Here is a 12,031-nt window from a genome sequence, read left to right on the forward strand (position 1 = left end):
GTGGTGGAGGCGCTCCAGCTGTGTTTCGCACGGCCGAAGAGCTTATCTCCCGTATCGGGGGGCAGTTACGCCGGTTCGCGATCAGAAGCGAGCGGCAGTCCGCTGATCCGCCTGGAGGCGTGGATCGGTCAGGAAGGACATGTGTGAGCAACACCGATCTTTTGAGCGACGTGGGTAACGGCGCCGCAGAGTCGAACGGCACGGCCCCCGCTCCCAAGAAGACGGTCGGCGGGTTGACCGGCAAGACTGTGGCCGAACTGCGTTCGCTGGCTGGGGAGCTCGGCGTCGGTGAGACGACGGGTATGCGCAAGGGCGATCTGATCGCCGCGATCCGTGAGCGTCAGGGCAAGTCTCGCAAGCGTGCGGCTGCCGAGACCCTGCCTCTGGACGGCCTCGGCGATGCGCCCAAGGCGGCCCCGAAGAACGAGCCCAAGGCCGAGGCCCCGGCGACCAAGCCGGAGCCGAAGAAGGCCGTGGTCCCGGAGGCGTCCGTCGAGGCGCCGGCTGCGCCCGTCGCGGACACCCAGCCGCAGGCCGAGCGCCCGCAGCAGGACAAGCAGGACGGCCAGCAGGGCCAGGACGGCGCGCCCGAGGAGGGCGGCCGCAGCCGGCGTCGCCGCGGTTCGAACCGCGCCGCCGGTGCGCCCGAGAGCCAGAGCGGCGACCGCCAGAACGACCGCCAGCAGGGTGGTGACCGCCAGAACGGCGGCGACCGCCAGCAGGGTGAGCGTCAGGGTGGCGGCGACCGGCAGCAGGGTGGCGACCGCCAGCAGGGTGGCGACCGCCAGCAGGGCGGTCAGCGCGAGCAGCGTCAGGGCAACCGGAACGACAACCGGCAGGGCCAGGACGGCAACCGTCAGCGCAACCAGCAGGACGGTGGCAGCCGCGGCGGTCAGGACAACCGTGACAACCGCGACAACCGCGCCCAGCAGCCGCAGGACGACGACGAGGAAGGCGGCCGTCGCGGCCGTCGCTTCCGCGACCGTCGCCGTCGCGGCAGTGGGGGCGGCCAGCGCGAGGTCGGCGGTTCGCCGGACACCGAGATCCGCGAGGACGACGTCCTGCTGCCCGTCGCGGGCATCCTGGACGTGCTCGACAACTACGCGTTCGTCCGGACGTCGGGCTACCTCGCCGGCCCGAACGACGTGTACGTCTCGCTTTCGCTGGTCCGCAAGTACGGCCTGCGCCGTGGTGACGCCATCACCGGCGTCGTGCGCCAGCCGCGTGACGGCGAGCAGCAGCGGCAGAAGTTCAACCCGCTGGTGCGCGTCGACTCGATCAACGGCCTGGAGCCGGACGAGGCCAAGCGGCGTCCCGACTTCACCAAGCTGACCCCGCTGTACCCGAACGAGCGGCTGCGCCTCGAGACCGAGTCGCACAAGCTCACGACCCGCGTGATCGACCTGATCATGCCGGTCGGCAAGGGGCAGCGTGCCCTGATCGTGTCGCCGCCGAAGGCCGGTAAGACCACGATCATGCAGGACATCGCGAACGCGATCTCGACGAACAACCCCGAGTGCCACCTGATGGTCGTCCTCGTGGACGAGCGTCCGGAAGAGGTCACGGACATGCAGCGCTCGGTGAAGGGTGAGGTCATCGCCTCCACCTTCGACCGGCCGCCGGCGGACCACACCTCGGTCGCGGAGCTGTCCATCGAGCGGGCCAAGCGCCTGGTCGAGATGGGCCACGACGTCGTCGTGCTGCTCGACTCGATCACGCGGCTCGGCCGCGCGTACAACCTGGCGGCCCCGGCGTCCGGCCGGATCCTGTCCGGTGGTGTCGACTCGACCGCTCTCTACCCGCCGAAGCGGTTCCTCGGCGCGGCGCGCAACATCGAGAACGGCGGTTCGCTGACCATCTTCGCCACGGCGATGGTGGAGACCGGGTCGACGATGGACACGGTCATCTTCGAAGAGTTCAAGGGCACCGGTAACGCGGAGCTCAAGCTCGACCGCAAGATCGCCGAGCGCCGCGTGTTCCCGGCCGTCGACGTCAACCCGTCGGGTACTCGTAAGGACGAGCTGCTGCTCAACCCGGACGAGCTGGCCGTGACCGTGAAGCTGAGCCGGGTGCTGCACGCGCTCGACTCGCAGCAGGCCATCGACCTGCTGATCTCGCGGCTGCGCAAGACGAAGACGAACACCGAGTTCCTCATGCAGGTCTCGAAGACCGCCCTCGGCGGCAACGAGGACGACTGAGTTCCGGTCGTAAGTCCGTGAAGGCCCCCTTACCGGCTCTTGTGGCCGGGAAGGGGGCCTTCACGGCTTTCGGGGCGGGAATACCAGGTCAACGGGGTCTGTTCAAGTACCTGTCAGCCTGTCTGGCAGAATTACCCGCTGAAGTCCGGCGCCGGTTCACCCCGCTCGAAGACTGGGGACCCGGAGCCAACGAGAGAGGACACCATGAAGAGCGGTATTCACCCCGAGTACGTGGTCACGAACGTCGACTGCGACTGCGGTAACACCTTCACCACGCGTAGCACGAAGACCAGCGGCTCCATCCACGTCGAGATCTGCTCCAACTGCCACCCGTTCTACACGGGCAAGCAGAAGATCATGGACACCGGTGGCCGCGTCGCGCGCTTCGAGGCTCGTTACGGCAAGCGTCAGAAGAAGGACGCCGAAGCCAAGTAGCTTGGTCGACGGCGCCCACCCGCACGTTCGGGTGGGCGCCGTTTCGTTGTCCGGAAAACCGAGCTGAGAGGTGGCAGAGGTGGATTCGAGCTCGCTCAAGGGGCTGCTCGCCGAACACGCGGAGCTGGAGACCCAGCTCGCGGACCCGGCGGTGCACGCCGACCAGGCGCGCGCCCGCAAGCTCGGCCGCCGCTACGCCGAGCTGACGCCCGTGGTGCGCGCCGTCCACTCGCTCGACTCCGCCCGCGAAGACCTCGTGGCCGCGCGGGAGCTGGCGGCGGAGGACTCCGGGTTCGCCGCGGAGGCCGAGGAGCTGGCCGCCGGGATCCCCGAGCTGGAGTCGAAGCTCACCGAGCTGCTGCTGCCGCGCGACCCGTACGACGGCTCCGACGTCGTGATGGAGATCAAGTCCGGTGAAGGCGGCGAGGAGTCGGCGCTGTTCGCCGGCGACCTGCTGCGGATGTACCTGCGTTACGCGGAGCGGCACGGCTGGAAGGCCGAGGTGCTCGACTCGGTCGACTCCGACCTGGGCGGCTTCAAGGACGTCACGCTCTCGATCAAGACGAAGTCGGCGGTCGTCGACGGCGTCTGGTCCCGCCTGAAGTTCGAGGGCGGCGTGCACCGCGTCCAGCGCGTGCCGGCGACCGAGTCGCAGGGCCGGATCCACACGTCGGCGTCCGGGGTGCTGATCTACCCGGAGCCCGAAGAGGTCGAGGTCGAGATCGACCCGAACGACCTGCGCATCGACGTCTTCCGCTCGTCGGGCCCGGGCGGCCAGAGCGTCAACACGACCGACTCGGCGGTGCGGATCACCCACCTGCCGACCGGCATCGTCGTCTCGTGCCAGAACGAGAAGTCGCAGATCCAGAACCGCGCCCGCGCGCTGCAGGTCCTGCAGGCCCGCCTCCAGGCGGTCGCCGAGGAGGAGGCCGCGGCCAAGGCGTCCGACGCCCGCCGCTCCCAGGTCCGCACGGTCGACCGGTCGGAGCGCATCCGCACGTACAACTTCCCGGAGAACCGCATTTCGGACCACCGGGTGAACTACAAGTCGTACAACCTGGACCAGGTCCTGGACGGCGACCTGGACGGTGTCCTGGACGCCCTGGCGACCGCGGACCGCGAAGAGCGACTGGCCTCGCAGTCCGGCTGACGCCCGCCGCCCGCATCGGACGGCGGGCTCGTCACGTCAGCCGCAGGCAACCGGTCCGGCCGAGGCGCGGAACTGGTTGACCGTGCCGTTGCCCAGCGAGAGGTTGCCGGACAGGTAGATGCAGTGGCCGTTGGTCCCGGTCAGCACGACCCCGCCCGCGTAGGTCGAGTAAGGGCCGGAGTCGGTGACCGTGGCGGAAGTCTCCGTCCGGATGCTGACCGACATGGACCTCGGGTTGTTCCCGTCGCTGGTGACCTTCGCGCAGTTGGTGCCGCCGTTCGCGCTGGAGTACCACAGGCGCAGGGTGCCGGCCTGCTCGCCGAGCTGGTTCTTCAGCGGCTTGGGCAAGCCCTCCTTGTGGAGTTCGGTACCCGGGCACACCGGCACCGGCTTGGCCGCGGTGGTCGCGTGCGCGGCGGGTGCCACGACGATCCCAGCCGCCACGACTCCCGCGACGACGGCGAACTTCCGTACTGCTGACCGCACACTTGCCTCCCACAGGTAAGCGGTGTCCGGGCTGCTCCCGGACCACCGCCTTCCCCACGCCCGGGAGGCCGGAACGGTTTAGCGGACGGCGGGCTTCTCCGGCTCCCGGAAGGCGTCGAAGACCTCGGTCATGGCCTCGGACTCCGGCTCTTCCCCGGCGTCTTCCGGCACGGCCCGGGACGGCCGCGGCAGCAGGCTCAGCACCGCGAACACCGCGGCCAGGAACGTCGGGAACAGCGTCAGCAGCTGGTGCTTCACGCCTTCGACGCCTTCGCCGAGCGCGGACAGGCCGAACTGGCCGATCCCGAACAGCAGCAGGAAGAACACCACGATCCCGAACTCACGCCGGTGCCGGCGGAACGCGCGGATGCCCAGCCACGCCGTCAGCAGCCAGAACGGGATCAGCAGGAACAGGCCCAGCGGCGCGGCCAGCGCGGACAGCCCGGAGAACACCGGCACCCGGTACTCCTGGGCCATCTGCGGGAAGCCGGCCGACTCGGCGAAGCTGCCCAGGCGCGCGGGGCGGGCGGTGAGCGTGTCGACCGCGCCCTGCTGGAGGATCTGCAGCGTGCGCTCCGGGTGCGACGCGTAGTACTGCACGACGTTGCGGCGGCTGATCTTGTCGCGGTAGGTGTTGTAGCCCGGGTCCGTCCAGGGGCTCGCTTCCCACCAGCCCTTGCCGATGAACTTCCTGGCGTCCGGCGGGAGGCCCAGCGCGGTCAGGTCGGCGTCGGTGTCGTGCTTGCCGTCCACGATGCTGTCGAACACCACGTGGAACATGTTGGCTTCGCGGTACTCGGCGTTCGCCGGGTCGCCCTTCGACTGCACCATCGCCGTGCCGGCGCCGACGATCACCAGCACGCCCAGCGGCAGCAGCCAGCGCGTGCGGCCGCGCGCGCCGAGCGGCCGGACCAGCGCCAGCGCGAGCACGAACAGCGGGATCAGCAGCAGCGTCTGCGACTTCGCGTTGATCCCGATCAGCGCGCCCACCACGGTCAGCGCCGCGCCCCAATAACGCCACGCGCCCGTGCGGTGCATCAGCAGGAGGCCGCCCGCCATGAGCAGCATGCCGACGAACCCGGCGCCTTCGCTGAGCACCGAGGCGAAGTAGCCGAAGAACGCCGAGTCGGCCATCACGAGCAGCAGCAGGACGGCGGCGATGACGCGGTTGCGGCGGCTCAGGTCCAGGCCCAGCACGGTGGCCGCGACGCCGGCGGCGACGAGCACGCACGTGATCGCGCCGAGCACCAGCAGGTTCAGTTCGGCCGACGAGCCGAGCACGTGCCCGAGCTTGCTCGCGAACCAGTCGAGCCACGCCTGGCTCGAGATGTAGTCGCTCTTGCAGGCCGAACCCGGCCCGTAGCTGAAGTGGACGTAGAACTCGCTCTTCAGCTCGGGGTGCCGGCCGCCGAGGTCGCACAGCAGGCGCCAGCCGTCGCCGTTGTCGGCCATTCCGACCGGCCTCGGCACGAGGAACCGGAGCAGCAGGACGCCCAGGGAGAGGACGAAGACGCCCAGGCCGAAGCGCAGTTCACGGGATCGCACTCGGACCAGCGTACGAGATCACGCTGAGTCGGCGGGTGCCGCACCGGGTAGCGGCGTCACCGGCCGGTGGCGGAACACGACGTAGTGGTAGAGCAGGTAGTTCCAGAACAGCCCGACGACGATCGCGGCGCCCTTGGGCACCAGCAGGTTGATCCCCGGGAACAGGTGGTTCACCAGCGTGATGACGAGGAACTGCACCACCCAGAGCCCGAACGCGGTGACCACGAAGAACAGCAGCGCCTGGCGGCGGACGTCGCCGTCCTTCGCCCGGAAGGTGAAGTTCCGGTTCAGCGTGAACGACAGCAGCATGCCGACGGTCGTGGAGATGAAGTTCGCCACGAAGGTCGGCACGCCGAGCGTGGCCAGCAGCGCGTACCCGAGGACGTCGACCAGCGTGTTGCCGATCCCGACGATGCCGAAGCGGACTTGCGTGGCCGTGACGAGCCTCATCGGACGCCGCTCCGGCTGTCCCCGGCGGTCTCGTTCGCGCCCGTCCGCACCGACGCGACGCTGTACAGCGGCCGGTTCTGCACCTGCGAGTACGTCCGGCCGATGTAGCTGCCGAGCACGCCCAGCATGATGATCTGGATACCGCCGAGGAAGAACATCGCGATGGTGATGAACGCCCAGCCGGGCACCGCGGTCTCCGGCGCGAACAGCTTGACGCCGATGACGTAGAGCACGCCGAGGAAGCTCAGCAGCGAGAACAGGTACCCCATCCGCGTGATCATCCGCAGCGGCGTGGTCGAGAACCCGACGATGCCGTCGGCGGCGAGCCGCATCATCTTCGTCAGCGGGTAGCCGGTGGCGCCGGTGTGCCGCTTGTCGCGGTCGAACAGCACCGCCGTCTGCTTGAACCCGACGTAGCTGACCAGGCCGCGCAGGAACCGGTCGCGCTCGCGGTACTTGCGCAGCTCGTCGACGACCTTGCGGTCGACCAGCCGGAAGTCGCCGGTGTTCTTCGGGATGTCGACCGCGGCCATCTTGCCGAGGAACCAGTAGAACGCGCTCGCGGTGAGCCGCTTGAACGGCGAGTCCTGGCGCGAGCGCCGCTGCGCGTAGACGACGTCGAAGCCCTCTTCCCACTTCTCGATGAGCTCCAGCGCCACCCGCGGCGGGTCCTGCAGGTCGCTGTCCATGATGATCGCGGCGTCCGCGTCGACCAGGTCGAGCCCGGCGGTGACGGCCATCTGGTGGCCGAAGTTGCGGGACAGCTCGATGACCGTGATCCGGCCGTCGCGCGCGCTCAGCTCGGTGAGCGCGGCCAGCGAGCCGTCCTTGCTGCCGTCGTCGACGTAGATGAAGCTGAAGTCGTACTTCCCGGCCAGCGGCGCGGTGACCTCGTCGACCGTGCGCTGCAGCAGCTCGATGTTCCCTTCCTCGTTGTAGATCGGGAAGATGAACGCGACCCGGCGGCGCGTGGTCGGCTCTGTCGGCACTGGCGCTCCCGGGGGTTCGGCGTCTCGGGCATCCTAGGGACCGGCGACGGCCTCGGCGAACGCGGTCATCCGCCGGTCGAAGCCCTCGGCCGGGCCGAAGTGGACGGCCACCGCGTCCGCCCCGGCCAGGATATACGCCCGGAACCGCGCGACGGCGGCGTCGAGATCGGTCCCGTCCCACTCCATCCGGGCAGTGGCCCGCACGTCGCGGCCGGCGGCCAGGTCCGCGAGTTTCCCGGCCCGCTCGCCGAACTCGGCGGGGGACAGCCCGGCGCTCTGCCACGCCGAACCGACGCGGGCGGCGCGCCGCAGGGCGATCGTGGAGTTGCCGCCGACGGTGATCGGCACCGGTCCCGCCGGCCGCGGCTCGAAGTACCCGCCGCCCGGGCCGCGGCCGGTCCGGAACAGCTCCGCGAGCAGGTCGAGGGTGGTGTCGGTGCGCTTCCCCCGCCCGGCGAAATCGGCCTCGACCTCGGCGAACTCGGGCTCGTTCCAGCCGGTGCCGACGCCGAGGTCGAACCGGTGCCCGGACAGCGCATCGAGGGTCGCGACCTGCTTGGCCAGCGCGAACGGCTCCCGCAGCGGCACGATCAGCACCGACGTCCCGAGCCGGATCCGGCTGGTCAGCGCGGCGATGTGGGCGAGGGTGACGAGCGGCTCGTAGACCCCGCCGAAGACGTCGCCGAACGCGCCGGGCGGGATCAGGTGGTCGGGCAGCCACGCCGTGCGGTAGCCGAGCTCTTCGGCGAGCCGCGCCAGCTCGGCGGGCCGGCCGGGCGGCAGGTCCGGGTGTTCGTTCGGCAGTACGACTTCGAGGTTCACGACAGCCTCCCGAGGAACTTTTCGATCGCGGCGAGCTGGTCGACGGCCGTCTCGAGCTGCCCGGGTGTCGGGGTTTTCGAGCTGGTCGCGGCCGCTCGCGACCGGCGTGAGGAACTTCGCGAGTTCTCGGGCCGGGCGAAACCGCTGGTCAGGACCAGACCGGTGACACGATCGGGGTGCCGCGTGGTGGCGCGGACCGCGACGGCCGTACCCCAGCGAGTAGCCGAGGACCGCGAACCGCTCCAGACCGGCGCCGATCGCGACCGGCTCGCCGGCGAGTTGCCCTCGACGCTGCCGCCCCCGCCGTGGGCGAGCAGCAGGCCCGGGCCGGTGCCGCGGACGACGCGGTGGAAATGTTCGGTCATACCGGCGACGTTAGGTCTTCACATCAGTGTGAAGGTCAAGTCCGGGGGACGGATGCGGATCGGCGAACTCGCGGGACGGACGGGCGTCAGCACGCGGTTGCTGCGCTACTACGAGGAACAGGGTCTGCTGGCGGCGTCGCGCGACCGCAACGGCTACCGGTGTTACGGCGAGGACGCCGTCGTCCGCGTCCGGCAGATCCGCCGGCTCCTCGCGGCCGGGCTGACCACGGAGGTGATCGCGTCGGCGCTGCAGTGCGCGAGCGGTGAGGACGCCCACCTCGACCTCTGCCCGGAGCTCGCGCGGCTGCTGCACCGCGAGCTGACGGCGATGGACGACCGGATCGGGACGCTCCAGCGCCGTCGCAGCGCCTTGGCCGGGTACCTGACCGAAGAGGGCGGCTGACCGCTCGCTCGATACGCTGGACGGCGGAGGACCGGCGCGTGTCCTGACAGGGGAGTTCCGCCTGGTGTGCCAGGCTTGACGAGGTGAAGGACGACGAGTGAATCGGCAGCCGCTGCGCCTGGCCATCATCGAGGCCACCCGCATTCTCGAGCGGGCGGGCGTGGCTTCGCCGCGGTTCGACGCCGAGGTGATCGCCGCGCACGTGCTCGGGGTCGAACGCGGCCGGCTGCCGATGGTGCCCCTGGTCGATCCGCCCGTCATCGAGGCCATCGGCCAGCTCGTCCAGCAACGCGCGAAGCGGATCCCGCTGCAGTACCTGACCGGCTGGGCCGCGCTGGGTGACATCACCGTCGCGGTCGGGGCCGGTGTGTTCGTGCCGCGGCCGGAGACCGAGCTGCTGCTCGAGTGGGGCGTCAAGTTCCTGCAGGGCCGGGAGTTCCCGGTCGTGGTCGACCTGTGCACCGGCTCCGGCGCGCTCGCCCTCGGCGTCGCGCACGCGCGCCCGGACGCGGTCGTCTACGCGGTGGACGTCGACCCGCAGGCGCTGGCCTGGGCGCGGCACAACGCGGACGTCCACGCCGACGCCGGCAACACCCCGATCCGGCTCTACTCCGGCGACATCGCCGACCCGACGATGTTCGCCGAGCTCGACGGCCTGGTCGACCTGGTGCTGTGCAACCCGCCGTACGTCCCGGACGGCACCCCGGTGCCGCCGGAGGTCGCCGAGCACGACCCGCCGCGCGCGGTGTTCGCCGAGGAGAGCGGCCTGGCGGTGATCCGCCACGCGATCGCGGCGGGCGCCCGCCTGCTGCGCCCGGGCGGCGGCTTGGCCATCGAACACGACGACACCCACGGCTCGGCGGTCCCGGCGCTGGTCCGCGCGCGCCGGGTGCTGACGGCCGTCGAAGGCCACAACGACCTGACGGGCCGCGCGCGCTTCGTCACGGCGAAGCGGCTGGGCTGAGCAGCCCCCGTTTTCCACGCTACCGGCAGGCACCGACAGTTCCGTGCTGCTCGCCTGGCGCGCGGGCGGACTTGTCCACCGGGCCGGAGTACTCCTGACAAACCGGCCAGACTTTCGTCGTGGGGCAAGCGGGTAAACCCTCGCTCCGGGGCAGAACGGGGACAGCGCGGCTCAATACGGTCGATCACGGGAAACCGCCGGTTTCCAGTGAAGGAGCCGCAGATGCGCGCCAGAACCCCGAAAGCGCTCGCCCTGCTCGCCGCCGTCACGGTCCTGTCCGGGCTCGGTGCCGGGACCGCGGCCGCCGAACCGCTCACCCGTGGCTGGCCCGCCCCGATCGACGCCGCGCACTGGGAGAACCAGGACCACATGACGTGGTCCGACTACCGCAAGGTGCCCGGGACGAACTGGGCCGACCCCGCCCTGAAGCCGACGCAGCGCGTCTTCAAGGGCGCCGTCGTCCTCGCCGACTACCCCGACCAGGACTTCGTCGTCACGCAGCCGCCGAAGTCGACCGTGTTCGGCAACCCCGGGCCCGCCGCCGCGAACATCCCGCGGGCGAACGTCGCGCAGTACTACCAGGACTTCCTCAACAAACCCGAAGCCCTCAACAACGGGCACACCATCAACGAGTACTGGATGGAGGACTCCGGCGGCCGCCTCGGCGTCCAGCTGACGGCGTTCGGCCCGTACCGGATGCCCGGCAAGTCCTACGAGTACGGCATGGAGTTCCAGCCGGGCGCGTGCCCGCCGAGCGCGAACTGCGACCGCGACATCCGCGCGGACGCCGGGAACGCCTGGCGCGCCGACGTCGGCGACGCCGCGAACCAGTTCGACTTCGTCTTCTACCTTTCCGCCGGCCAGGACGAAAGCTCGACCTGGCAGGAGTTCGGCGAGATGAAGTTCGGCACCAAGGAGAACGTCCCGGACGCGTTCGGCCCGCCGAACCACGACCTGCCGAACTACGCCGCCACCCGGTACGTCCCGTGGACGTCGTGGGCGTCGGCCGCCAGCATCTGGCCCAACGCCGGGAACGGCAGCTCGGTGCAGGCCGAAAGCTCCGGGCAGTCGACCTACGCCCACGAGTTCAGCCACATCCTCGGCATCGGCGACAACTACAACAACCCGTTCGGCGTTCCACCGTCCCGCAGTTACAGCGGGCCGTGGGACATGCTGTCGCGCGGCACGTTCAACGGACCGGGCGGCCCGCACACGCGCTGGCAGATCCCGGCCACGCAGGGCAGTTCGATGGGCGCGCAGCACCAGCTGCGCAACAAGCTGAAGCTCGGCATCGTCGACCCGGCGGACGTGCTGCAGCTCGACCGCAACCAGCTGGCGACGTCCGGCCCGGTGTCGGCTCGGCTGACCGCCCGCGAGACCGAGGCGCAGCCGGGTGCGTTCACCGGGCTGAACATCAAGCTCACCGGCGGCGACAAGAGCCCGAAGTGCGACCGCGCCAAGGACCCGTTCTGCGACGGCGGTGGCTACGACAACTACACCGTCGAGGTCGTCGACCGGATGGGCGCGGACTCCTTCGCGCCGGACTCCGGAGTCATGATCACCAAGACGAAGAACCAGGACAACGCGCCGTTCGACTGGGTGATCGACGCCAACCCGCAGGACATCGGCATCACCGACTACACCAAGCCGGACGGCACGCCGGTGAAGATCACCATCGGTGACTACCGCCAGCTCAACGACGCGCTGTTCAAGGCGGGCACCGAGGCGGCGAGCCCGTACGAGTACACCGACCAGGCGAACCGGCTGAAGTTCCTGGTCACCGACCTCGCCCGGGACCGCAAGGGGGTGCTCTCCTACACCGTCACGGTCGCTTCGCTCGACGGCGCGGGCAGCCAGGCGCGGGGCGCCGCGGTGACCCCGGCGCCGCCGGCGTTCGCCCGCGGCGGGCTCGCGACCTGCGACTTCGGCCTGGTCAACACGGGGTCGGCGAAGGGTGCGAAGGCGCCGTATGACACCGACACCTACCGGCTGAGCGCGTCGACCGACGCGAAGGGCTGGCAGGTGCGGCTGCCGAACGAGCTGGCGACGGCGAAGTTCGGCCAGTTCGTGAAGGTGCCCGCCTTCGCGAAGCGCAGTGGCGGTGACCTGGCCGCCCGGGTGAAGCTGACGGCGACGTCGGTGAGCGACCCGTCGAAGACGGCCACCGCGAGCTGCACGGCGTTCGGCTTCTGACGCGCACCTCGGGACCACGACCCGGAGGGGC

Annotated in this window: 12 protein-coding genes; 6 read left to right on the forward strand and 6 right to left on the reverse strand. The window is 70.3% G+C overall.

Annotated features, from left to right (window positions below):
* Positions 1-143 precede the first annotated feature (143 nt).
* The 3 genes from rho (at position 144) to prfA (ending at position 3,783) form a co-directional block, all read left to right on the forward strand.
* A complete protein-coding gene (rho, locus tag OG494_RS45210) occupies positions 144-2,198 on the forward strand; it encodes a transcription termination factor Rho (protein ID WP_328449496.1) in 2,055 nt (684 codons plus the stop codon).
* A gap of 204 nt (positions 2,199-2,402) precedes the next feature.
* On the forward strand, positions 2,403-2,633 hold the full coding sequence (gene rpmE / locus OG494_RS45215) for a 50S ribosomal protein L31 (RefSeq protein ID WP_328449499.1): 231 nt from the start codon (positions 2,403-2,405) through the stop codon (positions 2,631-2,633).
* 79 nt (positions 2,634-2,712) lie between these two features.
* Entirely contained in the window at positions 2,713-3,783 is a 1,071-nt protein-coding gene (gene prfA, locus OG494_RS45220; protein WP_328449501.1) for a peptide chain release factor 1, read from the forward strand.
* 36 nt (positions 3,784-3,819) lie between these two features.
* Here the strand turns inward: prfA and OG494_RS45225 are convergent, their stop codons facing one another.
* From OG494_RS45225 to OG494_RS45250, 6 genes are all read right to left on the reverse strand, one after another.
* Positions 3,820-4,269: a hypothetical protein gene (locus OG494_RS45225; protein ID WP_328449503.1), complete on the reverse strand. Its 450-nt coding sequence runs from the start codon at positions 4,267-4,269 to the stop codon at positions 3,820-3,822.
* 78 nt (positions 4,270-4,347) lie between these two features.
* Complete coding sequence (gene wsfD, locus OG494_RS45230) at positions 4,348-5,814, reverse strand: glycan biosynthesis hexose transferase WsfD (protein WP_328449505.1); 1,467 nt, start codon at positions 5,812-5,814, stop codon at positions 4,348-4,350.
* 18 nt (positions 5,815-5,832) lie between these two features.
* The gene (locus tag OG494_RS45235) at positions 5,833-6,264 is read right to left on the reverse strand and encodes a GtrA family protein (RefSeq protein ID WP_328449507.1); all 432 of its coding nucleotides are present in this window, start codon (positions 6,262-6,264) and stop codon (positions 5,833-5,835) included.
* Positions 6,261-7,253: a glycosyltransferase family 2 protein gene (locus OG494_RS45240; RefSeq protein ID WP_328449508.1), complete on the reverse strand. Its 993-nt coding sequence runs from the start codon at positions 7,251-7,253 to the stop codon at positions 6,261-6,263. Before OG494_RS45240 ends, OG494_RS45235 begins: the two co-directional genes overlap by 4 nt.
* Before the next feature lie 33 nt (positions 7,254-7,286).
* On the reverse strand, positions 7,287-8,075 hold the full coding sequence (locus OG494_RS45245) for a TIGR03619 family F420-dependent LLM class oxidoreductase (RefSeq protein ID WP_328449509.1): 789 nt from the start codon (positions 8,073-8,075) through the stop codon (positions 7,287-7,289).
* A complete protein-coding gene (locus tag OG494_RS45250; RefSeq protein WP_328449511.1) occupies positions 8,072-8,440 on the reverse strand; it encodes a hypothetical protein in 369 nt (122 codons plus the stop codon). Before OG494_RS45250 ends, OG494_RS45245 begins: the two co-directional genes overlap by 4 nt.
* Positions 8,441-8,492: 52 nt before the next feature.
* Between OG494_RS45250 and OG494_RS45255 the strand changes: the two genes are divergently transcribed.
* The 3 genes from OG494_RS45255 to OG494_RS45265 all read left to right on the forward strand — a co-directional run bounded on the left by OG494_RS45255 (position 8,493) and on the right by OG494_RS45265 (position 12,000).
* Positions 8,493-8,843: a MerR family transcriptional regulator gene (locus OG494_RS45255; RefSeq protein ID WP_328449513.1), complete on the forward strand. Its 351-nt coding sequence runs from the start codon at positions 8,493-8,495 to the stop codon at positions 8,841-8,843.
* Between the two features lie 97 nt (positions 8,844-8,940).
* Positions 8,941-9,807, forward strand: coding sequence for a peptide chain release factor N(5)-glutamine methyltransferase (gene prmC / locus OG494_RS45260; protein ID WP_328449515.1), 867 nt, complete (start codon positions 8,941-8,943; stop codon positions 9,805-9,807).
* A 222-nt stretch (positions 9,808-10,029) separates the two neighbouring features.
* Positions 10,030-12,000, forward strand: a complete 1,971-nt coding sequence (locus OG494_RS45265; RefSeq protein WP_328449517.1) for a M6 family metalloprotease domain-containing protein — start codon at positions 10,030-10,032, stop codon at positions 11,998-12,000.
* Positions 12,001-12,031: the final 31 nt, after the last annotated feature.

The organism is Amycolatopsis sp. NBC_00438, from assembly GCF_036026695.1.
Classification (GTDB): Bacteria; Actinomycetota; Actinomycetes; order Mycobacteriales; family Pseudonocardiaceae; genus Amycolatopsis.